The organism is Candidatus Contubernalis alkalaceticus (assembly GCF_022558445.1).
Classification (GTDB): domain Bacteria; phylum Bacillota; class Dethiobacteria; order SKNC01; family SKNC01; genus Contubernalis; species Contubernalis alkaliaceticus.
In genome coordinates, this window is record NZ_CP054699.1 from 278,910 (window position 1) to 302,910 (window position 24,001).

Below are 24,001 nucleotides of genomic sequence, written 5' to 3' on the forward strand. Positions count from 1 at the left end.
TAGTGCCTCCGCGAACCCTTGAGTTTTTAGGGAAGATGACGGACCTGCACAATGGGCAGAAGACGTATTGTTCTTTCTATTTAATAGAGGATGAGGTTTTTTATCATGGAACTAAATTTTTGGAGGACTAAAGACCGGCTTACAGAATTTATATTTTTGGGGATGGCCATTGCTGTCCCTGTTATTTTGCTAATTTTTGTTTTATATCCGGTATTGAAAGTGTCCTGGTCCAGCATTTATGACGGAAGTCAGCTTACTTTAAAGTTTTATGAACAGCTTTTTTTGACAGAAAAGGTTAAGCTGCTTTGGAATACTGCTTACCTGAGCTTATTGTCTACCTTTTGTGCTACCCTGCTGGGGTTAATCCTGGCCCTTGGTGTGGTGAGGAGTTCATGGCCGGGTAAAAAGATATTTAACTTTGCGGCAATACTGCATATCATTTCCCCGCCATTCGTTTCAGCTATCGTTTATATTATGCTTTTTGGGCGCAGGGGTTTTATAACTAATACTCTGCTGGGATTGGATGTAAACTTTATAGGCTGGCAGGCAGTTTTTTTCCTGCAGACCATTGGGAATGCCAGTATTGCTTATTTAATTATTGCCAATGTGTTGAAGAGGCTGGACAGGACCATGGAAAAAAGTGCTCTGGACCTGGGAGCTTCTAAATCAAGAGTTTTTTTCACCATTACCCTGCCCCTGCTGCTGCCGGGCATTACCGCAGCTTTTCTCCTGGTATTTACCAATATTTTGGCAGACTTTGGGACTCCTATTTTGGTAGGAGGGGGATTTAGGGTATTGGCCAGTGAAGCCTATCTTCAGGTGATTTCTCTTTTTAACATGGGTTTTGCCGCAGCGTTATGCTTCATACTGTTAGTCCCCTGTCTATCCATAATATTTTTAGAAAAGCTGATCCTGGGGAATAGAATTTTTACCTCCTCAGTGCTTTCCGATGAAGGCAGCCTGGACAGGGAGCTGCGGTTTCACCCGGCAGTATCCGCAGCCCTATATTTGGTCTGCCTGCTTTTTGCTCTTTATACCTTTACTCATTTAGCATTGATAATCATCGGAACCTTTACTAACATCTGGGGATATGATTTTACCTTCAGCCTGCGGCATATGAACTCGGTATGGGCTCAAGGGTTTTCCAGCGTTAAGAACAGTTTGAGGTTTGCGGTTCAGATAGCTATCTTTGGTCCATTTCTGGGAATGTGTGCCGCCTATTATCTCAAGCGGCGCCGCAGTATATTAAGCAAAGGTTTTGAGTTTTTGAGTATTTTACCCTATGCTGTGCCGGGACCGGTTATGGGGATTGCCTATGTCATGGCATTCCATCATCCACCCCTTATGTTGACGGGAACCTCACTAATCATAGTAATTATTTGTATGATTCGGGAACTTCCCATCAGTTTTAATGCGGGCAAGGCAGTTCTGGAACAGGTGAGCAAAAATCTGGAGCAGGCTTCCAGGGATTTGGGGGCAAACAGTTGGGATACATTCACCCGGGTTGTGCTTCCTCTGATGGCCCCCGCATACCGGGTGGGAATGATCCATGCCTTTATTCACGGCATGATTACCATAGGAGCTATTATTTTTTTAATTACGCCACGGAATAAGGTGCTTACCTTTGAGATATTTGTGGCCATAAATCGCGGAAACCTGGGAGAAGGAGCGGCTTTTGCTTTTATCTTGATTGTAATGACCGTTGCAGGGTTATTTCTACTAAATCTTCCCTGGCAGCTCCCTGTTTTATGGAAATCAATTAGGGAAAGGAGGGTGAGGAACCATGGAACTAGTCCTGAAAAACATTACCAAGAAATATAACCAAACAGTGGCTGTGGATGATGTGAGCATAACTGTTCCCTCAGGGAAAATTGTGGCTCTAGTGGGGCCCAGCGGCTGCGGGAAAACAACCATACTAAGAGTGATCGCCGGCCTGGTAAGCCCTGATCAGGGACAGGTTTTTTTAAACAGTCAGGACATTACGCAGCAGCCGGCCAATCAGCGTCCTACCGTAACTGTTTTCCAGGAGTATGCCCTTTTCCCCCATCTCAGTGTTTTTGATAATATTGCTTATGGGTTAAAGACCCGCCACATCAAAAAAGAGGAAATAAAAGAGCGGGTAACTCGGGTATTAAACATGCTGAAAATTTTAGAATTAAAAGATAGAAGAATTCATGAACTCAGCGGCGGGCAGCAGCAGAGGGTGGCAGTGGCAAGGTCCCTGGTTATTAATCCCCAGGTAATTTTGTTCGACGAGCCTTTGAGCAGCCTGGATGCCAAGCTGAGGGTGGAGATGCGGGAGGAAATTAAAAAGATTCAAAGGGAAACTGAAATTACCGCAGTTTATGTAACTCATGACCAGGAGGAAGCCTTGGCTGTTGCTGATCAGCTGGCAGTTATGAGAGATGGAAAGATTGAACAGATAGGCACTCCCGAGGAAGTATATGAAAACCCATTGACTTCTTTTGTGGGCCAGTTTATAGGCTGGGGCAATTTGTTTTCGGGGGAAGTAATAGCCAATTCGCCGGAGAAAATAAGGGTAAGCCTTTGGGGGCGGGAGATGTTAATAAAGCCTGACCAAAAACGGAAATACTTAGAAAAGGAACCGGTAGAAGTCTTTTTCCGTCCGGAAAACGTGATTCCCCAAGAAAATGGAACCTGGGAGGCAGAAATACTGCAGAAATTTTTTTGTGGCCCCACCACCCGCTATCGTCTTAAAGTAGAAGGCTTTTCGGAAAATAATCCCATAATAATGGACTTGTTTGTGGGGGATAGAGGATACCAGCCCGGAGAAAAAATAAGGTTTAATATTCGTTCCTCATTAGTTTTGGCTGCATTTGAGGAAAAAGTATTTCAAGAAAATAATTAATTGGTTTTAAAGGGTTAGGAGAAACTAGCAGGAAGTAATCTTACTTTCTATTGTTATAATCTGTTAAGCATTCTTTTACTGATTTGTTAATCAGGACATTATAGGATAAAGTATTAAACAATTATATTATTAAAATTTAGGATTAATAATGGGGAGGTATTGAGATGGAAAACACATTAGATGCCCGGGGTCTTGCCTGTCCACAACCGGTCATTCTCACCAAAAAGGCTTTGGAAGAATTAAAGGAAGGTTCCCTGGTGGTCGTCGTGGATAACGATGCAGCCAGGGGAAACGTATGCAGCCTGGCCTCCAGCAAGTCCTGCGGGACAGAGGTTGAAGAGAAAGAAGGGGCTTATTACATTACCATTACCCGGCGGGAGAATTTATGTGAAATATTTTCCACCGAAAAAGCAACGGTAATAGTTTTTGGCAGCAATGTTCTTGGAAGCAATGAAGAGCTGGGGAAAGTTTTAATGAAGAGTTATATTTATACCCTGTCTGAGGGGGAAGATCTCCCTCGCAGTATGATATTTCTAAACAGCGGAGTTATTCTCACCACTCAGGGGTCAGAAGTGTTAGATGAACTGAAAGGCCTGGAAAGCCGCGGCGTTGAGATACTTTCCTGCGGCACGTGTCTTGAGTTCTTTGAATTAAAAGAGAAGCTGGCGGTGGGAAGTATCAGTAATATGTATACCATAACTGAAAAAATGGCAGAGGCGGATAAGGTGTTTACTTTGGGATAGTATAAATGGCATTATTCAAGTTCAAGTCTACGGAATCTCCTTTGAAATTTATGTCTAATGCAGCCAGCACATGAGTATGACTTTACTAAAAATTAAAAATAAAAAAATAATTATCATAAATCCCTAATCCTGTGTTAATCAGTATGGGGGATTTTTTTGTCGACATAAACTATAAAATTTAATATTTAGTATAACTAAAGTGCATATAAAATTAGTCTAAATATAACAAAATGTGATTATTGATATAACAATAAATATGTTATGATTTAAAATGATATGGTCCATAATAAGACAGGCCTGTTGAAAGTGGGAGCTATCTGACAATAGGATTTTTTTTGCAAAATTAAAAATGAGTATTGATAAGTTATTGTTAGATACTTCAAAAGCTTTAGAAGTAAAAATTATATCGAAAGGGAGAGGAAAATGGAAAATAACACAGTGGAACAATTTATGGACATCCGGGCAGCTACCGTTGCCAAGATGCTGGAGGAAAAGGAAAGAGGGATGAAAGTGGTGGGAATTTATTGTACCTTTTGTCCCCAGGAGCTGGTGTTGGCCGCCGGAGCAATCCCTGTAGGGTTGTGCGGTACCCGGGAAGAACCCATCCCCGCTGCGGAGGAAGTATTACCCCGAAATCTATGTCCCCTGATTAAATCTTCTTATGGTTTTGCCGTAACTGATACCTGCCCCTTCTTTAATTTTTCCGACCTTATCGTGGGGGAAACCACCTGTGACGGGAAAAAGAAGATGTTTGAAATCATGCAGGAATTAAAGCCCGTGCATGTGATGCAGCTGCCCCACCATCATAAAGCCGGTGCCTCTTTAGACCTTTGGATAGACGAAATTAAGAGCCTTAAAACCAAGATAGAAGAGGAATTTCAGCTGGAAATTAAAGATGAAGATATCTGGAAAGCTGTTGACTTGGTAAACCAGGAGAAGAAAGCATTAAAGGAAATCAGCGATTTAAACCGGAATTCACCACCACCCATGAGCGGACTGGAACTATTAACAGTGGTCTGGTCCGGGGGTTTTAGTTTTGATAAGAAGGAATTGGTTCAGATGCTGGAAGAGCTGAAAAAAACCCTGGAATCCAGAGAGGTTGACCCGAAATCTGCCAAAAAACCTCGAATATTACTTACCGGCTGTCCTGTTGGATTGGGTTCTGAAAAGGTGGTCCGCCTGGTGGACGAGCTGGGAGCCACAGTGGTAGCCATGGAAAACTGCACCGGATATAAAACCCTGGAACTTATGGCTGACAGGTCAAAAGATGACCCCATTGTAGCTCTAGCCGAAAAGTATCTTAATATCCCCTGTTCCTGTATGAGCCCCAACCCCTATAGAATGGAACTGCTGGGCCGGATGATTGATGATTTTAATGCTGAAGCGGTTATTGACCTTACCTGGCAGGCCTGCCATACCTATAACATTGAATCCCATGAAGTGGAGAAGGTGGTTAAGGATAAAGGGCTTCCCTTCCTGCACCTGGAAAGCGATTATTCCTCCTCTGACGAAGAGAGCCTGAAAGTAAGAATAGAAGCCATGCTGGAGATGATTGAAAAGTGATAACAGTTGGTGTGGACATTGGGTCCGTAGCTTCCAAAGGGGTTTTGCTCAACGGGGAAAAAAGGTTTTCCACTGTGCTGCCCACCGGCTGGAGCCCCCGGGATGCAGGAGAAAAAATCCTGTCTACCCTTTTTAGAGAATCCTGTATAGGGCGGCAAGAGGTAGATTATATTATCGTCACCGGCTACGGCCGGGTCTCCTTTGGACAAGCGGACAAGACCGTTACGGAAATCAGCTGCCACGCCCGGGGCGTGGCAGCCCTCTGCCCTGAAGCCAGGACCATCATTGACATCGGGGGCCAGGACAGCAAAGTGATTAGTATTAACGAAAAGGGGAAGGTCCTGGATTTTGCCATGAATGATAAATGCGCCGCCGGCACCGGAAAATTCCTGCAGGTTATGGCCAACACTTTGGGTATGGATGTAGCAGAACTGGCCGCATCCGAAGACCCATCAGAAACGGTCACCATAAACAGTATGTGCACAGTTTTTGCAGAGTCGGAAATTATTGGCCTCCTGGCCCGAAACATATCCAAAGGAGGCATAATCGCCGGCCTCCATCAGTCAGTAGGAAAAAGAGTAGCCTCCATGGCCCGCCGCCTGGGCGCCAGGGAAAAAATAGTATTCACCGGCGGCGTAGCCCAAAACGCCGGAGTCCGCAGGGCTCTGGAGGAAGAATTGAAAAGAACAGTAGTAGTGCCTGAGGGCTGCCAGTTCACCGGGGCGTTGGGGGCGGCGTTGTTGGGGCTTGATATTTGATCTTAATTATTATTTTAATAAAAAAAGTACAAAATTCAAAGAAGTATTTGTAAAAACAATTATTAAATGTGTTTTGAGGGATGATATTGTGAACAAAAAAATAGTAAAAGAAGCTGTATTAAAAGCAAATTATGGCTTGAAGCTTGAGAGAAAAATTGTTGGTGTAAAATTTCTTTTTGATGAAGAAGAGTTTATAAATGCAAAAGCTAATAAACAGAATATTCAAAGGTTCTTTGAAATAGTGCTTTGCATAATTTGAGTAAGGAATATAAGGTTGTTTTGTAAAGTAAATCGAAGACTAAATTAAATATTTTTGACAGGGATTATAAAAATAAGCAAACATGATAAGGAGTGTTTCATGTAGGTGGACAAACCAATATCATTTGAAAAATTGAATTTGTCATCAAAAAAGCCTGATAGAGTTAGAGTAGGTGTTTCTGCTTTTGCTTATAGTGCTTATGTTTCAGGTGTTCCTTTTAAGGAATTTTGCCTTGATCCACAAAAAGCAATGGATTTACAACTCTGGGTCTATGATCTTCATAAGATTGATGGGAAGCCATCATATAGTATTCCACATTGGGGTGGATGGGATTTTGGAGGGGAGTTATTATTCCCCTCCTCTCCTAAGTATGCTAACCCATATTTAGTGAAGCGTCCTGTAAATAATGCTAATGATATTCAAAAACTTGAAATTCCAAAAATCCAAATGGCTCCTTTTGCCAGCAGAAAGTTTAAATTTTCAAAAATATCAATAGATAAGGGATTTGGCGTGTCATTACCTGCCGGGTCACCTTTAGGAATAACAGGGTCTATCTTAGGACCTGAATTATTGCTGCGTTGGTTTCATAAGGAACCAAGTTTGGTGCACCACATTTTAAGACTATCAACTGATTATATATTAGAAATATCCAGAGAACTAATTAAAGAATTTGGAGCTGAGAACTGTTCGGCTTTTTCTACTTACCCTTGGGAGTGTCATTCTTTAGTGTCGCCAATAATATTTGAAAAATTTAGCCTGCCATATGTTATAGAAATACATAAAACCTTAATTCAGCTTGGAATTAAAAAGTGGGTAATTCATTTGTGCGGTGACCATAAAAAAAATCTTTGTTACTGGGTTAATGAAATCCCATTACTATCCGGAACTGTTTTTACTATTGGGCATGAAATGGATATTAAAGAAACAGCGGATATTTTTGGTGAACAATGTATCATAGGTGGTAATCTGTCAACATCTTTGCTTCAGATGGGTAATCCTCAACAGGTTTTTCTAGAAGCGGGGGCTATTTTAAAAAAAATGATGCATAATCCAGAGGGTTTTATTCTAATGCCTTCCTGTACAATATCTCCCACTACCCCACCAGTAAATCTACATGCGATGATAAAAGCGGCCAGAGAATTTAAATTGTAACTTTTGTAAAAAAAAGTGGGAGAATCAAAACTATGGGTGATTATAGTGATTATCTAGGGACAGAAAAGATTACAAAATTATTAATGAAAATGTCGGTTCCTGCTACGGTGGCCATGATGGTACAGGCTCTTTATAATATCGTAGATACTATATTTGTAGGTAGAACCGTTGGGATTATGGGTATTGCAGGCCTTACTATTGTTTTTCCAATTCAAATGTTAATACTGGCCTTTGCCCAGTCTATAGGAGTTAGCGGCTCATCTATTATCTCCAGGAATCTCGGAGCCAGTAATATTAATAGGGCACATATTACCTTTACTAATGTCCTCTCTCTAGTTATTATATTGAGTGCTATTTTAATATTGATATTGTCACTGTTTATGATACCTGTTTTAAGAGTATTTGGAGCTACGGGTACTATTTTACCTTACTCAAAAGAATATCTTGAAATAATTATAATTGGGATTCCGTTTTTTGTTTTTGCTGTTGCTGGAAATAATATTTCCAGGGCCGAAGGTAATCCTAAAGTTGCTATGAATACAATGTTAATATCTGCTGGATTAAATACAGTGTTGGATATATTGTTTATTTTTGGTTTTGGAATGGGAATAAGGGGGGCAGCATTGGCAACTGTAATTGCTCAGGTAAGCATGGCGCTGTACCTTGGATATTATTTTTTTGGAGGAAAAAGTTCACTAAAGCTCAAGTTGGAGAAAATAAAAATTGAGTGGAATTTACTAAGAGAAATTCTGTCATTAGGAACCAGTTCCTTTGCCCGTCAAGCATCAGCAAGTTTTATGATAGTTTTAATAAACAATATAATAGTTATCTATGCAGGTGATATTACTATAGCTGCTTATGGTGCTGTGAACCGCTTGGTAATGTTTGCGTATATGCCCATGTTTGGCATTGTACAGGGGCTACAACCTATTGTAGGGTATAATTATGGTTCCTGTCAGTTTAGCCGGGTAGTTGAATCTGTAAAGCTTTCCTTTAAGACTACTACGGCTATATCATTATTTACCTTTTTAGCCTTCATGTTCATTCCAGAACAGCTTATCTCTATATTTAGTAGCGATAAAGAATTAAATATAATTGGTATTGAAGCGCTTAGAATTATTTCTATTGCCCTACCTCTAGTGGGATTTCAACTTGTTGGAGCGGGCTTTTATCAGGCTTTAGGAAAAGCTGTTCCAGCCTTTCTACTTGCTACCTCCCGTCAGGTCCTTTTTTTTGTCCCAATTGTTTTAGTTCTTCCTGCTTTTTTTGGACTCAAGGGGATATGGTTTTCCTTCCCCATAGCTGATATTCTTGCTTTCCTGTTAACTGTATTTTTAGTTAAAGGAGAAATAAAAAATCTTAATTCAGAGTTTATAAACCTAAAAGTGGCGAAAGAAGCTGTTTATTCTGATTGTTAGTTAAGTATGTTTTCTATTGTCTAATATTACAGCGAAAACTGGCAAATAAGCGGTGCCACGGGGACGGTAACAGACGGTTATAGCGTCCCCGTGACTTAGCGGTGTAGTTCACAATAAGTAACCTTTTTCTGTAGTACTAAAAAAGTAATTATTTTATACATTACCTTACTTGAGAAAAGTATTTTCTTTTTATGAAAGGAGAAAAGTTATCTATGAGAAGAGAAAAAGAATTATTAGAGGAATTAAAGAAGGGTGTAATTCATTATGATGAAGAAAAGGTAGCTGCAGCAGCAGAAGCAGTCATACAGGAAGGATTCAATGCTTACGAAGCGATTTTTGAGGGATTAGTTTCTGGAATGGAAGAGGTTGGTCGACTGTATGAAGAACAGGAGTATTTTGTTCCGGAAATGCTGCTATGTTCTGATGCAATGTATATTGGCCTTAATATACTTAGACCCCATATAGATCGCAATGAGTATGGAATTACAGGAATAGCAATCATAGGTGTAGTTCAGGGAGATGTTCATGACATTGGCAAAAACATAGTTAAGATAATGTTTGATGTTGCCGGTTTTGAGGTACATGATTTAGGAACAGATGTACCTCTAGAGGCATTTGTAGAAAAGCAGTTAAACACTGAAGCGGATTTAGTATGCCTTTCTGCCATGATGACCACCTCCATGATTGGGATGAAGGATATTATTCAAATGATAAAGGAGAAAAGTCCAAATGCCAAAATATTAATTGGCGGTGCACCTGTGACAGAAGAAATAGCTGTTCGCTTTGGAGCTGATGGTTATTCCGATGATGCCCATAATGCTTTAAAAACAGCCATAAGTATATTAAGTACGTTAAAAGAAATACAGCGGGAAAAACATGGTAATAAATAAGTGGCAAGTTAAATGGTGCTTTTCATCTGTTCAATGAAGCATCATTTTATTTTAAAGAAAATCGCTTATATAAGCTGTTGTATCAAAAGACTGTAAGAGAAAGATGAATCTATGCTGCTGCTCATTAATTAATAAGCTTTATAGGGAGGTCTAACGTAACTTTTATATATTAATTGTTATACAGAGGGCTAACCATTATAACAAACAGTAATAAAAGGTATAAAGGAAAATGCAAAAAATTGTCGAAATTATATGGAGCGGAGACAGGTGTTAGTAAAAATAGTAAATTGAACACGTGGCTATTATAGCATTTACACTGACCTCGTTAAATCTGAAACTATTGGGTGAATGTTTCTATGAAGAGAGCGAATTTGTTTGTTTCTTAGATCCTGCCAGGTGTTGGAAAGTGGCCACTTTAGATTATAATTGCAGAAACTAAAAAAGTGAACCCTAGAAAAATAACAGTTCATGAAGGAAGGTGAAGAGTCAGGGGTTTAGGTATGAGCTAAATAAAAATCGTTGGTAAGGGGGTTAAATGTTATGAATAAAGCATTGGATATAAATGTGGTAGAAGAAAGAGTCATAAAACTTTGTGTTGAGAATATTACTGTTAGTTTTTCTTCTGCAAAAGGGCATGATGTGTTGGCGCTTAAAAATCTTTCGTTGTGTGTTTATGACAAAGAGTTTCTTGCATTGATAGGTCCTAGTGGATGTGGCAAGAGCACTGTACTTAACGTAATGGCCGGGCTTTTTTCACCAGATACTGGTAATATAACTATTGATGGTGAAGATGTTAACAGTATAAACTCGAAAATTGGTTATATATCTCAAATGGATACTTTATTGCCATGGCGCACTGTAATCGAAAATGTAGCATTAGGTCTGGAATTAAAAAAAATACCCAAGAAAAATCGGTTTGAATTAGCATCAGATTTGATTAGCCAGATGGGGCTTAATGGATTTGAAAATAGTTACCCGCACGAGCTTTCTGGTGGAATGAGAAAGAGGGTCATGATTGCCAGGATACTAGCGATCGACCCAGAGGTGCTATTTATGGATGAACCATTTGGACCATTAGATGCATTCACCAAAGCAGTGCTGCAGGATGATATTTTAAGAATCTGGGAAAAAACAAAGAAAACAATAATTTATGTTACCCATGACCTATCGGAAGCTATTACTTTAGCAGATCGGATTTTATTAATCGGAGCAAGGCCGGGAGAAGTTATTGCTGAGTATCCAATATTATTACCCCGTCCCAGAAAGACTATGGAGATAAAATTTAATACAGCTTTTATTAAAACTGAAGAAGATATATGGAAAAGATTAGAAAAAGAAATTGTTAAAGCCAGGGAAGGAGCGGAAAATGAAAGAAAGGTTCACTAATTCGGTATCATCTTTATTAGGGACAGCATTGTTTGTAGCCACCTTTTTGTTTTTTTGGGAGTTTTCCGTTCAAAGTGGGAGAGTTGATCCGTTTTTTTTCAGTAGTCCCTCAATAATTGTATCTGACCTTATACGAATGCAGGAGAATGGTGACATTACTAAGCATCTATTTGTTACGCTAAAAGAGGCCATGTGGGGACTATTTTATGGCGGAGTTTTGGGAACAGTGTCAGGTTTTATTTTTGGTGCTAGTAAAAGAATCAGCAAGATGTTTTTGCCAATTATGGTTGGTCTAAATGGCTTGCCCAAGCTTGCTTTAGGCCCCCTTTTAATTTTCTGGTTTGGAATCGGAATTGAATCCAAAATTGTCATGTCAGCTGTAATGGTTTTTTTCCCCTTTTTATTTAATATATATGCCGGGTACAGAGATGTAGATATCTCGCTGATTAATACAGTTAGAATGATGGGTGGAACTACATTTCAAATCATTACCAAAGTGATTTGGCCTGCCTGTATGCCGTGGTTGATGGTTAGTATACGAACAGGACTGGGAATGTCAATTCTTGGCGCAATTGTGGGAGAATATATTGGATCTAACAGAGGACTTGGATGGATGATTCAAGATGCTGGTGGTACATACAATATTACACGGGTTTTATCCTGTATTTTTATCCTTATTGTTGTGATGGCTAGTTTTGACAGTGTTTATAAAGTTGTTGAACACAGAGTTATGCGCTGGAAACCTGCTGAAAAACAGTAGGAATTAAATAAGAAAGTAGGTAGAAAAATGAGAAAGTTATTATATGTCTTAGTGATTCTAAGCGTTTTATTGACAATGTTGGTTGGGTGTGGAAATGATACCACTGCACCGAATAATGACCAGCAAACAGCCTCGTTACAGGAAATTGTGATTACTGAACCTGCTAGAGGAATACTCTGGGCACCTGTATATTTAGCTCAGACTTTAGGTTTTTTTGAGGAGGCAGGAATTAGTGTTGATTTTCAAACGATAAGTGGAGGCGATCCAGCGGCAGCAGTATTTTCTGGTGATGCACAATTTGGTTTTAGAGGGGTTGAAATGCCCTTAATGGCCACAGAAGCCGGTCAGAATGTAAAAATTCTGGTATCTACTACACAGCGTTTTCCCTATGTATTGATGGGGCAAGGACCGGATTTTACTACTGTGGAATCTTTAAGGGGACAAGTGGTAGCTGGTTCAACGCCCAGTGGCTCACCTACAGCGTGGGTTAAGGCTTGTCTAATACATTATGGATTAGATCCAGATAAGGATGTAGATCTTGTGATGACAAGTAGCAGTGGATTAATTGCTGCCATGAAAACTGGGGACGTTGTCGCATGTAACGGAAACAATGGATATACTATTCATACGCTAATTGAAAATGACGGAGTAATTTTAGTTGATGGTCGTGATATATCCATATTCAAAGAAATGATGGGATCTGAAACATATGAAATGTTTATAATGTTTGCAACAGATGATTACATTGCAGAAAACCCTGAAACAGTACAGAAAGTTGTAACTGCAGTAGCCAAGGGCATTCAATGGATTAATGGGCATACAACTGAAGAAATTGTAGAAGCACTAGCTCCGCTTTTCCCAGACAGAGAGGAACAACTATTAATTGAGATAGAAAGCGCAAAAGAATATGATCAATTCACAGTGGATGGAAGGCATACGGAATCAGGATATCAAGCAGCGCTAAAACTTGCAAAAGGTGTTGGTGCTATTTCTAGCGATATATCTGCAGCTAAGATATATGATGAATCATTCTTGGAAAAAGCTTGGGAAGAACTTGAAAAATAAACATTGCCAATAACCTCTTGACGTATCTTTGAAGATGTTATTGAACAAAGAGAATTTTACTATAAACGGAGGTTTTGGAATGAGTAAAAACATCGAAAAGAAAGCGGTTCTATCAGAAAGTATCCCTGGTGAGTCCTTCATAACTTCTTGTGAAATATGCAATGGTCTATGTTCACTGAATGTTTTGATAAGAGGGGAAGAGATTGTTAGAGTCAGTGGCCGGAAGGAACATAGTGTCAGCAGGGGATACATTTGCCCTAAGGGCATGGCTGTTGATGAGATAATAAATGCGCCCGACAGAATAAAAACGCCTTTGATAAAAAAGAGTGGAGAAGAATGGCAGGCAGTGTCTCCAACTGATGCTTTAACATATATTGCTGAAAGGCTTAATACAATTAAAGAAAAATATGGAGCAGAAGCATTGGCGGTCCATGTGGGGAGAGCTGGAGTAAGGAAGGAGTTTACACATTATCTAAAAAGGTTTAGTGCTGCCTTTGGCTCACCGAATTTTTCAACGGCGGGAAGTCACTGCCACCTGTCTAAAAAAATGGCCAACGAAATGACTTATGGCATTCTTCCAATTCCTGATTTTAAAAATAGCAGCTGCATAGTGCTGTGGGGTAGCAATCCGGCTAAGTCTTCTCCATTGTTGATGAGAGATATTAATAAAGCTATGCAAAAAGGTTCGAGGTTGCTTGTAATCGATCCCAGGAATACTTCAACTACGTTGAAATCCGATCTTCACCTGCAAATCCGGCCGGGGACAGATGGTGCTCTGGCTTTGGCAATGCTGCACGTAATAATAAAGAATGAGCTATATAATAAAGACTTTGTAAAAGATTGGACTATTGGTTTTAATCAGTTGGTTGACCTAGTTGTTAATTACACTCCTGAAAAGGTAGAATCAATAACATGGGTGCCTTCTGAAAAAATAATTGAAGCTGCTTACCTCTATGCAAAAAACACCCCAGCTTGTATTTCTGTGGGCATAGCGCTGGAGCTGCAGTCAAATGGTTTTCAAACCGCCAGGGCTATCTCTATTTTGCAGGCTATCTGTGGAAATCTCGACGTAGCAGGCGGGGTTCTATTTGCTCCACCGGCTGTACTTAATTCTTTAAAGATAGAAAAGGATGAAGCTGTTTCCAAGCCTGCTATAGGCCAGGAGGAGTATCCTTTGTTTTATAAATATAATAACAATGCCCAGGCAAATATTTTTGCCAGGGCAATACTGGAGGGAAAGCCTTATCCGTTAAAGGCTATGATGGTAGCAGGAAGCAATTCAGTTCTGACCTGGCCTAATGCAGAAAGGGTTAAGAGGGCATTTTCTAGTCTGGAGTTTTTAGTGGTTGTAGAAAATTTCATGACAGAAACTGCAAAGCTTGCAGATGTGGTTTTTCCTGTTAACACTTTTTTAAGCAGAGATGAGTTATGTGATTTTGCCAGCTTAAAAGGGATGCCTAGACTTTGTCTTTCACCAAAGATAAAAGAGGAGCCAGTAATGACTGACTGGGAATTATGTAAAAAACTTGCAGTAGAAATGGGTCTTGGAAAATATTTTACCTGGGAAAATGAAGTGGAAGCATTAAATTACAGGTTGAAACCGCTAGGAATCAGCGTTGAAAAATTAAAGCAGCGTTTAGACGAGGGTTATGAATATAAAGTCAAGGAGGAAAAAAAATACTTAAAGTCTGGTTTTAGTACTTCATCAGGTAAGGTTGAAATATATTCAGAAGAATTGAAAGAATATGGCTATGATCCTCTCCCTTTTTATAACGAACCGGCAGAAAGCCCTGTATCAACACCACAATTGTACGGTGAATACCCCTTGATACTAACTTCCGGAGCCAGGACCATGGCGTATATGCATTCCCGTTTTCATAACATTCCATCTCTTAGGCAGTTAGAACCGGAACCGGAATTAGAGGTGCATGGGGATACTGCTAACAGCCTTGGAATTGAGGACAGAGAGCTGATATTTGTAGAGTCTCCCCGGGGAAGAATACAAATAAGGGTCAAGATTACTGACAATATTCTTCCGGGAGTAATATCCATTCCCCATGGCTGGGATGAATCTAATGCTAATAATTTAACGGATGATGAAGCTTTGGACCCGGTTTCAGGTTTCCCCCCGGATCGCTCCTTTTTGGCCAGGATATTAAAAAAATAAATAACGCAAAAAAGAACAAAGCATTATTCTATTGATAAAAAGGATTCCATATTAACCTTTATGTCAGTCACGAGTATATTGGATTAAGATAAAGCAGAACCGATAATAAAACTGTTTTATGAAAAATATAGATGAGTCGTTCCTATTAAATGAGCCTAATTAAATATGGTAAATAGTTTGGAGGTACTTATGGACAGGCTTACATCATTTGAAAGAATGAAAGCATTGGTTCAAAAAGGGGATTTGGATAGAATTCCTGTTTTTTCTTTAGCTATTGCTTATTCTGCTGTGGTTTCCGGCTTGACGCTGGAAGATTTCTATCTTAATCCTGAAAAAGCTTTGGATGCCCAGCTTTGGGCTTCTGATCTTCATCAATACGATGGAAACCCTACATATAATATTCCTGAGTGGGGAGGATGGGATTTTGGAGGGGAGTTAAGTTTTCCAAAATCACCAAATTACGCGCTGCCCAATCTTTCTAAGCGTCCTGTAATCAGCGAAAAAGATGTTCAGCATCTTAAAGTGCCTGTATTTATCAGCGCTCCTGCCGGGAAGAGAATGATACGTTTTGCCAGGCTTGCCAGGGAAAAAGGATATCCAGCAATAATTCCCGGGGGATCCCCTATGGGATTAGCTGGCTCTGTTGTGGAACCTGCTCTTTTGCTTCGCTGGATATGTACGAGGCCTGAACTAGTTCATGAAATTCTAAGGCTGTGTACCGACTATCTTTTACAAATAGCAGATATTTTCATAGAAGAATTCGGGCCGGAAGCGTGTTCTGTTTTTTCTACATTTCCTTGGGAATGTCATGCAGTGGTTTCACCAAAAGTATTTGAGCATTTTACTCTCCCATATGTAAAGCAGATACACGAAAGGTTAATTGATAAAGGTTTGAGGAGGTGGGTCATACATTTGTGTGGAGACCACACTCGCAATTTGCACTTATGGCTTAAAGAAATTCCTCTTGTTTCTAGAACGATTTTTACAGTGGGGCATGAGATGGATATCTTTAAAACAGCAAAAGTGTTAGGTGAGGATTACATTATTGGAGGCAATGTTTCAACCATATTGATGCAGTCAGGAATACCGAAGCAAGTATTTGAAGAAAGCAGGCATATTATACAAAAGATGAAAAATCATCCTGGAGGTTTTATTATAATGCCATCCTGCGCTCTTCCTCCAACTACCCCTTCTGCCAATTTACATGCTATGGTAAAAGCAGCGAGAGAGTTTGGTAGTTATGAATAATACTTTTTACAGTATCTATAAAGTAGTGGAGCACAGAGCTATGCGCTGGAAACCTGCTGTTAAACAGTAGGAAAAAACAAGAAAGAGGGTAGAAAAAAATGAAAAAGTTATTATTTCTTTTATTGATTGCAGGCGTTCTAATGATTATGTTGGTTGGGTGTGCAGATGAAACGGCGTCAACGAATAATGACCAGAAGCCTGCCCAGCTACAGGAAATTGTGATTACTGAACCTGCCAGAGGAGTACTATGGGGGCCTATATATGTAGCCCAGACGCTAGGTTTTTTCGAGGAGGCGGGGCTAACTGCTGATATTCAAACAATAAGCGGCGGGGATCCCGCAGCTGCAGTATTTTCTGGAGATGCACAGTTTGGTTTCAGGGGGGTTGAAATGCCCATGATGGCAACAGAAGCCGGCCAGAATGTAAAAATACTAGTATCTACTTCTCAGCGGTTTCCCTATGCAATGATAGGGCAGGGGCCGGAATTTACAACTGTGGAATCCTTAAAGGGACAAGTGGTAGCAGGGTCAACACCCAGCGGCTCTCCTACTGCATGGGTGAAGGCTTGTTTGGCATATTATGGCTTAGACCCTGACCAAGATGTAGATCTTACCATGGTACCTGGTCCTGGCATCATTTCTGCTTTGAAGACTGGAGACGTTGTCGCAGGCTGTGGATGGAATGGAAGTATTATTCAAATGATACTTGAAAATGATGGAGTAATTTTAGTTGATGGCCGTGATACTACGGTATTTAAAGAAATGATGGGTTCGGAAACGTATGAAATGTATATAATGTTTGCCACCGATGAATACATTGCAGAAAACCCTGAAACGGTACAGAAAGTTGTAACTGCTGTAGCAAAAGGAATAAAATGGATTGATGAGCATACGATTGAAGAAATAGCAGAAGCGCTTGCTCCATTTTTCATGGATGAAGAAACCCTGTTAATTGATATAGAGGAAGCGAAAAAATATGAGCAATTTACTGTGGATGGAAAGCATACGGAATCAGGTTATCAAGCGGCATTGAAACTGGCAAAGAGTGTTGGGGCTATCTCCAGTGATATCCCTGTAGACAAAATATACGATGAATCGTTTCTGGACAAAGCCTGGGAGGAAATTGGGAGATAGCTATGCGAATAAGTATGATTAATTAATATTAATAAAAAAAAGGGGCATAAAAAATATTGCTAAACATATCTCAAATGACTTCGTGTCCTGTTAAATTTAAAAATATCAGATGACTACTTACCGAACATAAAAAAGAGGCAACAAAATATATACAGCTTTTGCTGGAGGGGACGGGCCCGTAGTATTTGATTTTTTATGCTTATACTATGAAAGCCTCATAGATTTGGATATTATAGCACCGGTGGACTGGGAAACCATGGGCCATAACTCTCAGGAAGAGTTTGCTGGTGAATGGTTTGAAGGTGCTATTGAGGGTGTTAGAGAGAGTGATGGCAATTTTTATTCACTTCCCTTTATTGGTAATACCTGGAGTTTATATATCAATAGAGAACATTTTGAAGAAGCAGGCTTAGACCCTGTTAATGATGCTCCAAAGACCTGGGAAGAGCTGAAAATAGTTGCGGAACAATTGACTGTTCGGGAAGATGGAAAACTAGTAAAGAAAGGTTACGACTTACCTTATATACCAGGAGCACACTGGTGGATGTTTGTGTGGGGGCCTCTCCTTGCCCAGCATGGAGGAAGTATTTTAAGTGAAGATGGTTCCAGGGCTACCATAAATGAAGAACCCGGGGTAAAAGCCTTACAGGATTTTTATGACTTGGTTCACAAGCATAAGGTTACTGAACCGGGAATTACCACAGGGGAGGCAATAGAAGACTTTATGACAGGCCTTAGTTCCATGTGGATTGCCGGTCCTTGGGCAAGAAGTAATTTTGAAGGTAGGGATATTGTTGATAAATACATGGTAGCTCCCCTTCCACAGGTGGATTTAGATAACAGACTTACCTTTATGGGCGGTTACTGGTGGTTTGTGTCAAATAAAGTAGACAGTGAAATGCAAAAAGAAGGCTGGAAATTTCTACAATATTTAACATCAGACCCGGGGGAACAGTTTGAAAGAACCGGTTTACTTATGCCGAAGCCAGGACTGTTAGAATCGGAATCATGGAAGGAGTTTCCCTTTAGCGAAGTATTTTCCATTGATTTAGAAGCGGGCATATGGCCTGAGAGTTCGCCTGTCTATCCAGAAATTGAAAAGGCGGTAGCAGATGCCATGGAAAGAAGTCTGATAGGAGATATGGATCCTCAAGAGTCTTTAGATATTGCTGCTGAGGAGATTAATAGAGCGCTGCAGGAATAATTGCTTTTAATTAGAGCAGCGGTGTGATGTCAAGTAGTTAACTGGAAATTATTTAAGAAATTCGCTGCTGTTAAGGGGGTGCTTGCCCAAAAAAGGCATCACTTAACTAAGCCACCCAAATTAACAGTACTAAAATTACATTAACGGTAAATTATGGGTGGATGGAATCGCAGCTAATCTTTATAATATTTCTTGTTGGTTTCCTCCTCTCTGTTGGTAGAGTTGGTTCGTCTTTAGCAGATGAAAGACCAACCGTACCAGTTTACGTGCTGTAAGAGCAAGGGCCCGTTTATGGGCGAACTGTTTCGGCTCTGCCTTTTTCTTGGCATAATACTCTGCAAAAACAGGGTCGTGCACCCGAACACTGTTAGCCGCCTCCATTAAGTAATATCGTAAATAGCGGTTCCCAGAGTGAATTAGCCGTGTTTGGCTGGCCGTAAAGTTTCCCGATTGATTCTCAGTCCAGGCAATGCCCGCATGCTTAGCCAACTGCTTATGGCTGGCAAACTGGTGGATGTCACCAATTTCAGCCAAGATACCAGAAGAAAAGATAGGACCGATACCCGGGACAGAATCTAGAGTTTGAGGAATCGTTTTTAAATGGTCTTCAATAGCCTTTTTTATAGACTTAATCTGTTCCTGAATTGTCCGAATGACCCGAATACTGGAGGCCATAGCTAGGTTAACAGAATCAGCCATAGCCTTAGATAATCGGTAAGAAGAACGAGCTGCTTTCTGTAACTCCTTAGCCACAGATTGAGGATCATCAAATCGATTTTTACCATGCTGGATTAAAAATTCCACCAGCTGGTCCACAGAGATTTCTGCTAAAGCTTCTGTGGATTCAAACTCCTCCATGACGGCCAAAGAAGTTGCCGACAGCTTGTTTTCAAAAACAAGCGTGTAATCGCTGCATTTTAAATACAGGTTGGTCATAAGGAAATTACTTTCTCTTACCAGTGCCTTCATGAGATGGTACCTGGTCCGGGTCAGCCGCTGCAGTGCCATCATCGGTTCACTCCAGGTGAAGGGATGAGGTAAGTGGCCGGACCGAACCTTGGCGGCAATATACCAGGCATCCACCCGGTCATTTTTAGGGGGGGAAAGGAAATGAGACTTTTTATACTCCTTAATTAGGCTCGGGTTAAACATATAGACTTTAACATTAGAGCACCCAAAATCTAAATGCCGATGTAAGTATATGGCGGCGTGAGTCGAGTAGCAGCCGGTATGTTCCAGTCCAAAACGAATTTCATCAAAACTATGCTTATCTACCAGCTGATTAATCCGTTTCTGCAGCTCCATGATACCGGGTCGGTTATTTAGAACAGTAAAGCGGCATAAAGCTCGTTTCTCTTCTTCATCGGTTAAACAGCATACTACATTTTCCTTGCTGCTTACATCAATACCGACAAACAAAGGGATAGTCATCGTCGTTTTCACCTCCTTAGAAAAAGGATGTGATGTCTACAGTCCTGGGATGTCCCTGGGAAACCCATGAACGACAGCCTTGCGAGCTATTGGAATACACCGGTTCCCCTCGGTGCACTGGTCTCCCTCTGCTGGCAGGAGAGAGGGGCAACCGGGAAACAGTCAGCGTGTTGGTCTATAACATGGGGCCAGGGGAACACTCTTAAAAAGGAAGACACCCGATAACGGGGCAACGGGAGAAAATTGAACATTCCCTTGGTAGACACCTATGGCTATATTTTCCCAAAGACATCCCAGAACTGTAAACCCTTTTTTCAATTAATTTGACATGATACGCGGAAACGTATTGTTTGATAGGCTTGTGAATATGCCGCAGTTGTGGATTCTGATGGATAACTCTTCGAGTTACCCACAGACCCCACGAACTGCTTGGACAACGCTTCGCGTTGACCACATATTCACAACCCCTGCTGCTAATTTTTTTAATCTTTTTTTAAAAAGATCATAAGTAAGTTAGATAACAAGATTTGATTCTGTATAAAGTTTTCAAAGAACAAATGAGCACCATCCGAACTGGAAATTTACGTCCAAATCGTCTGCTGCTCATAGTATACAAGGAGATTTGAGGATGAAAAAAGGTAACTTAAAGAAAAAACAAAATAAAGCCGGAGTCTTTTTTGTGGCTCCGGCATTGTTCTTCTTAACCGTTTTTTTAGGATATCCTGTTGTAATAGCTTTTATTACAAGCTTTACCAAATATGATATGTTAAATCCTCCTGAGTGGGTGGGATTAAGTAATTATGTCAATATCTTTACCAGCAGTAATTTTTATAACTCGTTATGGGTTACTCTGCAGTTTGCAGCCGGGTCAATTATCCCTATAATAGTGCTGTCATTAGTTCTTGCTGTAGTTTTAAACAATCAGTTTAAAGGTTCAGACACAATTAAGTTATTAATATTTCTACCGGTGGTTCTTTCGGAAGTTGTTGCGGCAGTGATATGGAAGTTTTTATTACATCCCTATGGGGTATTTAACGAGGGTTTATTAAAAATAGGGATTATAAATACATACATATCCTGGTTGACAGACCCTGATTATGTAATAGTCGGTTTTATAATTTTTGCTCTTTGGAAAAATGTAGGTTATTTTATGGTAATATTTTTAACGGGATTACAGAATATACCTAAACAGTATTATGAAGCTGCAGCAATAGATGGTGTATCAATCTGGCAAAGATTTTTTTTTATCACACTTCCTCTATTAAAGCCTACAGTTCTATTTGCCGGTATAGTTGTGTTGATTAATATTTTTAACACCTTTACTCCCTTTTATGTTATGACCCGCGGGGGGCCGGTCAACAGCTCTGAGGTATTATCGTTATTAATTTACCGTACCGGTTTTCAGTTTTTGCAGATGGGAAAAGCCTCTGCATTATCTGTGGTCTTGCTGCTAATTGTTAGTATTTTCAGCATTATGTTGTTTCGCCTTGGGAGGGAGCACTAAATGAAAAGTATTTCTCTTTTTGTTAAATATTTAATGCTGATACTATTATCTTTTTTAATGGTTATGCCGGTCCTCCTCATGGTAGTAACATCTTTAAAATATCAGCAGGATGTTTTTGCCCTTCCGGTACAGTGGATACCAGACCCATAAAATGGGATAATTACAAGATTATTTTTGAAAAATATTCATTTGCACTTTACTTTCTTAACAGTCTTATCATCGCGGTTACAGCAACCTTGGCAAATTTACTTTTGTCATCTTTAGCGGGGTATGGTTTAGCCAAGTTTCATTTTAAAGGGAGAAATATACTCTTTTTATTAATAGTTGTTACTCTATTGCTGCCAAGGCAGGCCCTTATTGTCCCTTTATATATGATAATATCTTCTATGAATCTGGTAGATTCTACACTGGCTATAATATTACCTTATGTTACCTCTCCCTTTGCAATATTTCTCATGAGGCAGTTTTTTTTATCCGTTCCTGACGATATGATTGAGGCGGCAAGAGTTGATGGAGCAACAGAGCTTCAGATATTTTTTAAAATAATACTGCCCATGGCTAAACCAGCATTAGCAGCTTTAGGAATATTTAGCTTTATGTTTAATTGGAATAATTTTTTGTGGCCCCTGGTTGTTTTAAGAAGTGATGCAAAATTTACCCTTCCCTTAGGTATTGTGATGATGCAGGATATTTACTCCAAAGCATATAATGAAATTTTTGTAGCGGCAGCTTTTGCTTCACTACCCATCATTATTGTATATTTCATATTACAAAAGAAGTTTATTAACAGCATGGTTTTAACCGGGGTTCCAAAGAAAGGTAACGGTTAGATATGGGAAAACTAATAGAATATGTTCAGAGCTTTGACAGAAGATTAGTTTCACCTGTAGGGGGTGGCAGCAGGGAAAAGTTTAATAAATCAGTTGAAAAATACTGTTTGAATCCTGAAGAAACCCTTGCCCGGTGGATGTATTTTCAATCTACTGAATATGGACACGATTTAGTTTTTTCAACCATGCCCATGCAAAATATAGTGAAGTATTTAGGTTTTAAAACTTCTCATACAAAAAATGGAGTAGAGTATGTTGTTGAAAATCAGCTTAGGGATGAAAAAGATTTCAAAAAGATAAAAACAGCAGGAATTCTTAAGGATGAACTATATAAGCCCTATATTTCTTGTATAAGTACCTTTAAACAAATATCAAACAAACTGGTTGGGGGCGCTTGTTTTGGACCTTTTACAGTGGCAGGGTTGCTGTTGGGTACAGAAAGATTATGTAAAAGCTGTATTAAAGAACCTGCTTTTCTCCATAAAATCCTGGGGAGAATAACCAATTGGATAATTGAAATGGCTCAGGAATGTGAAAGAGAAGGGGCAGATTTTTTTTGGTTGGCAGAACCCTCTGCGGTTTTGGTTTCAAAAGAACATTTTGAGAGTTTTTCAGGTATGTTTTTAAAACATATTTATGACAGTATATCAATTCCGGGCTTTTTGCATGTGCCAGGCAGCACCAATTATTTGATAGATGCATTTATAAAAACAGGTGCCCAGTGTTTGAGCCTTGATTCTCATGTGGATATGCGGGATATGGGGCATAAACTGTCCCAGGATATAGTGGTTTTAGGTAATATTAATTCTATTTCCCTGCTTCAGGACAGCGCTGATGAAATTGAAAAACAGGTATTGAGATTAAATAAAGAAATTAAAAATTTTCCGAACTTTATTGTAAGTTCAGGAGGGGGCCTTTCACCTGACACCCCGGAAAATAATTTGAAAGCATTATTTAACATAACCCGGAGGTTTCCTGTTCGGAACAGGGAGGATTACAGCCATATCCAGTTGTTATGGCGAACCATGGCAGATAAAAGTTTTGAAGAGGTCAATCAATTAATATCTCTAAATAATTGGTCCCGGGAGCTTATACTCAGCAGCATCCAGGAAGCGTGTATATATTTGAGTAGAAGGTTGAAAAAAAGGGAAGTTAGTATTGATGAATATCAAAAAAGAATGAATGAAATTAATAAGCTGATGGGAACTGAACATATCGATATAAACTCATCAATTACCATTGAAGACAAAACATATCGGCTTAAACACATAAAATATGGATTTTAGGCATCATATTAACATTTTGTAAACAAATACTAAAAAATATCGGAGTATGCAGGAGGAAAGCAGCAGTGGCAAAGGTGGAGTTCAAAAACATTTGTAAGGGATTTTTTGTGTCCAGAAGTTAAACGCCGATAACCAAAAAGCATGAGAGCAAGGGATGTGGATAACAAAACGGAAATATTAGTATAACTTATTATGTGATATGATGTTAATTGATTGATGTGATTTAGTAATAAAGAAAAAATGTACAAGCCTTATTGAATACTTCCTAAAAAACAGAAAGAAGCCAAAAAAGTCTGATAATCTGGATTTTAAACATTTGCTAACTATCGTTGTAA

At 39.7% G+C, this 24,001-nt stretch carries 22 protein-coding genes; 21 read left to right on the forward strand and 1 reads right to left on the reverse strand.

The window, feature by feature from the left end; translation table 11 throughout:
* Positions 1–105 precede the first annotated feature (105 nt).
* The 16 genes from HUE98_RS01285 to HUE98_RS01360 all read left to right on the forward strand — a co-directional run bounded on the left by HUE98_RS01285 (position 106) and on the right by HUE98_RS01360 (position 18,615).
* On the forward strand, positions 106–1,821 hold the full coding sequence (locus tag HUE98_RS01285) for an ABC transporter permease (RefSeq protein ID WP_241422094.1): 1,716 nt from the start codon (positions 106–108) through the stop codon (positions 1,819–1,821).
* Entirely contained in the window at positions 1,784–2,869 is a 1,086-nt protein-coding gene (locus tag HUE98_RS01290) for an ABC transporter ATP-binding protein (protein WP_241422095.1), read from the forward strand. The genes HUE98_RS01285 and HUE98_RS01290 overlap by 38 nt, the downstream gene beginning before the upstream one ends.
* A 164-nt stretch (positions 2,870–3,033) precedes the next feature.
* Positions 3,034–3,612, forward strand: a complete 579-nt coding sequence (gene yedF, locus HUE98_RS01295; protein ID WP_241422096.1) for a sulfurtransferase-like selenium metabolism protein YedF — start codon at positions 3,034–3,036, stop codon at positions 3,610–3,612.
* A gap of 423 nt (positions 3,613–4,035) precedes the next feature.
* The gene (locus HUE98_RS01300) at positions 4,036–5,175 is read left to right on the forward strand and encodes a double-cubane-cluster-containing anaerobic reductase (RefSeq protein ID WP_241422097.1); all 1,140 of its coding nucleotides are present in this window, start codon (positions 4,036–4,038) and stop codon (positions 5,173–5,175) included.
* Positions 5,172–5,933, forward strand: coding sequence for an acyl-CoA dehydratase activase (locus HUE98_RS01305; protein ID WP_241422098.1), 762 nt, complete (start codon positions 5,172–5,174; stop codon positions 5,931–5,933). The genes HUE98_RS01300 and HUE98_RS01305 overlap by 4 nt, the downstream gene beginning before the upstream one ends.
* Positions 5,923–6,192 (forward strand): hypothetical protein, encoded by a 270-nt coding sequence (locus tag HUE98_RS01310; RefSeq protein WP_241422099.1) that lies wholly within the window; start codon positions 5,923–5,925, stop codon positions 6,190–6,192. The genes HUE98_RS01305 and HUE98_RS01310 overlap by 11 nt, the downstream gene beginning before the upstream one ends.
* 105 nt (positions 6,193–6,297) lie before the next feature.
* Positions 6,298–7,344 (forward strand): uroporphyrinogen decarboxylase family protein, encoded by a 1,047-nt coding sequence (locus tag HUE98_RS01315; protein ID WP_241422100.1) that lies wholly within the window; start codon positions 6,298–6,300, stop codon positions 7,342–7,344.
* Between the two features lie 32 nt (positions 7,345–7,376).
* On the forward strand, positions 7,377–8,762 hold the full coding sequence (locus HUE98_RS01320; RefSeq protein WP_241422101.1) for an MATE family efflux transporter: 1,386 nt from the start codon (positions 7,377–7,379) through the stop codon (positions 8,760–8,762).
* A gap of 212 nt (positions 8,763–8,974) precedes the next feature.
* Positions 8,975–9,652, forward strand: coding sequence for a corrinoid protein (locus tag HUE98_RS01325; protein WP_241422102.1), 678 nt, complete (start codon positions 8,975–8,977; stop codon positions 9,650–9,652).
* Between the two features lie 540 nt (positions 9,653–10,192).
* Entirely contained in the window at positions 10,193–11,038 is an 846-nt protein-coding gene (locus tag HUE98_RS01330) for an ABC transporter ATP-binding protein (RefSeq protein ID WP_241422103.1), read from the forward strand.
* Entirely contained in the window at positions 11,019–11,798 is a 780-nt protein-coding gene (locus tag HUE98_RS01335) for an ABC transporter permease (RefSeq protein WP_241422104.1), read from the forward strand. Before HUE98_RS01330 ends, HUE98_RS01335 begins: the two co-directional genes overlap by 20 nt.
* 27 nt (positions 11,799–11,825) lie before the next feature.
* The gene (locus HUE98_RS01340; protein WP_241422105.1) at positions 11,826–12,863 is read left to right on the forward strand and encodes an ABC transporter substrate-binding protein; all 1,038 of its coding nucleotides are present in this window, start codon (positions 11,826–11,828) and stop codon (positions 12,861–12,863) included.
* A gap of 79 nt (positions 12,864–12,942) precedes the next feature.
* The gene (locus HUE98_RS01345) at positions 12,943–15,030 is read left to right on the forward strand and encodes a molybdopterin-containing oxidoreductase family protein (RefSeq protein WP_241422106.1); all 2,088 of its coding nucleotides are present in this window, start codon (positions 12,943–12,945) and stop codon (positions 15,028–15,030) included.
* Between the two features lie 189 nt (positions 15,031–15,219).
* On the forward strand, positions 15,220–16,278 hold the full coding sequence (locus tag HUE98_RS01350; RefSeq protein ID WP_241422107.1) for a uroporphyrinogen decarboxylase family protein: 1,059 nt from the start codon (positions 15,220–15,222) through the stop codon (positions 16,276–16,278).
* Between the two features lie 98 nt (positions 16,279–16,376).
* Positions 16,377–17,411 carry an ABC transporter substrate-binding protein gene (locus tag HUE98_RS01355; RefSeq protein ID WP_241422108.1) on the forward strand — a complete coding sequence of 345 codons (1,035 nt, stop codon included), beginning with the start codon at positions 16,377–16,379 and terminating at the stop codon, positions 17,409–17,411.
* A gap of 145 nt (positions 17,412–17,556) precedes the next feature.
* Positions 17,557–18,615, forward strand: coding sequence for an extracellular solute-binding protein (locus tag HUE98_RS01360; protein WP_241423478.1), 1,059 nt, complete (start codon positions 17,557–17,559; stop codon positions 18,613–18,615).
* Between the two features lie 180 nt (positions 18,616–18,795).
* On the opposite strand, the gene HUE98_RS01365 is transcribed toward HUE98_RS01360, so the two are convergent.
* Entirely contained in the window at positions 18,796–20,046 is a 1,251-nt protein-coding gene (locus HUE98_RS01365) for an IS110 family RNA-guided transposase (protein WP_241421312.1), read from the reverse strand.
* A gap of 32 nt (positions 20,047–20,078) precedes the next feature.
* On the opposite strand from HUE98_RS01365, the gene HUE98_RS01370 reads away from it, so the two are divergent.
* The 5 genes from HUE98_RS01370 to HUE98_RS01390 all read left to right on the forward strand — a co-directional run bounded on the left by HUE98_RS01370 (position 20,079) and on the right by HUE98_RS01390 (position 23,666).
* On the forward strand, positions 20,079–20,252 hold the full coding sequence (locus HUE98_RS01370; RefSeq protein WP_241421311.1) for a hypothetical protein: 174 nt from the start codon (positions 20,079–20,081) through the stop codon (positions 20,250–20,252).
* A gap of 422 nt (positions 20,253–20,674) precedes the next feature.
* Entirely contained in the window at positions 20,675–21,550 is an 876-nt protein-coding gene (locus HUE98_RS01375; protein WP_241422109.1) for a carbohydrate ABC transporter permease, read from the forward strand.
* Positions 21,551–21,700, forward strand: coding sequence for a hypothetical protein (locus HUE98_RS01380; RefSeq protein ID WP_241422110.1), 150 nt, complete (start codon positions 21,551–21,553; stop codon positions 21,698–21,700).
* Positions 21,682–22,380 (forward strand): carbohydrate ABC transporter permease, encoded by a 699-nt coding sequence (locus tag HUE98_RS01385; RefSeq protein ID WP_241422111.1) that lies wholly within the window; start codon positions 21,682–21,684, stop codon positions 22,378–22,380. The genes HUE98_RS01380 and HUE98_RS01385 overlap by 19 nt, the downstream gene beginning before the upstream one ends.
* A 2-nt stretch (positions 22,381–22,382) precedes the next feature.
* Positions 22,383–23,666, forward strand: coding sequence for a uroporphyrinogen decarboxylase family protein (locus HUE98_RS01390; RefSeq protein WP_241422112.1), 1,284 nt, complete (start codon positions 22,383–22,385; stop codon positions 23,664–23,666).
* Positions 23,667–24,001 lie beyond the last annotated feature (335 nt).

Excerpts from the sequence above, each read along its gene's own strand:
- HUE98_RS01285 (WP_241422094.1), top strand. The coding sequence starts at position 106 with ATGGAACTAAATTTTTGGAGGACTAAAGACCGGCTTACAGAATTTATA.
- HUE98_RS01290 (WP_241422095.1), top strand. The coding sequence starts at position 1,784 with ATGGAACTAGTCCTGAAAAACATTACCAAGAAATATAACCAAACAGTG.
- yedF (WP_241422096.1), top strand. The coding sequence starts at position 3,034 with ATGGAAAACACATTAGATGCCCGGGGTCTTGCCTGTCCACAACCGGTC.
- HUE98_RS01300 (WP_241422097.1), top strand. The coding sequence starts at position 4,036 with ATGGAAAATAACACAGTGGAACAATTTATGGACATCCGGGCAGCTACC.
- HUE98_RS01320 (WP_241422101.1), top strand. The coding sequence starts at position 7,377 with ATGGGTGATTATAGTGATTATCTAGGGACAGAAAAGATTACAAAATTA.
- HUE98_RS01325 (WP_241422102.1), top strand. The coding sequence starts at position 8,975 with ATGAGAAGAGAAAAAGAATTATTAGAGGAATTAAAGAAGGGTGTAATT.
- HUE98_RS01330 (WP_241422103.1), top strand. The coding sequence starts at position 10,193 with ATGAATAAAGCATTGGATATAAATGTGGTAGAAGAAAGAGTCATAAAA.
- HUE98_RS01335 (WP_241422104.1), top strand. The coding sequence starts at position 11,019 with ATGAAAGAAAGGTTCACTAATTCGGTATCATCTTTATTAGGGACAGCA.
- HUE98_RS01340 (WP_241422105.1), top strand. The coding sequence starts at position 11,826 with ATGAGAAAGTTATTATATGTCTTAGTGATTCTAAGCGTTTTATTGACA.
- HUE98_RS01345 (WP_241422106.1), top strand. The coding sequence starts at position 12,943 with ATGAGTAAAAACATCGAAAAGAAAGCGGTTCTATCAGAAAGTATCCCT.
- HUE98_RS01350 (WP_241422107.1), top strand. The coding sequence starts at position 15,220 with ATGGACAGGCTTACATCATTTGAAAGAATGAAAGCATTGGTTCAAAAA.
- HUE98_RS01355 (WP_241422108.1), top strand. The coding sequence starts at position 16,377 with ATGAAAAAGTTATTATTTCTTTTATTGATTGCAGGCGTTCTAATGATT.
- HUE98_RS01365 (WP_241421312.1), bottom strand. The coding sequence starts at position 20,046 with ATGACTATCCCTTTGTTTGTCGGTATTGATGTAAGCAGCAAGGAAAAT.
- HUE98_RS01370 (WP_241421311.1), top strand. The coding sequence starts at position 20,079 with ATGTCTACAGTCCTGGGATGTCCCTGGGAAACCCATGAACGACAGCCT.
- HUE98_RS01375 (WP_241422109.1), top strand. The coding sequence starts at position 20,675 with ATGAAAAAAGGTAACTTAAAGAAAAAACAAAATAAAGCCGGAGTCTTT.
- HUE98_RS01380 (WP_241422110.1), top strand. The coding sequence starts at position 21,551 with ATGAAAAGTATTTCTCTTTTTGTTAAATATTTAATGCTGATACTATTA.
- HUE98_RS01390 (WP_241422112.1), top strand. The coding sequence starts at position 22,383 with ATGGGAAAACTAATAGAATATGTTCAGAGCTTTGACAGAAGATTAGTT.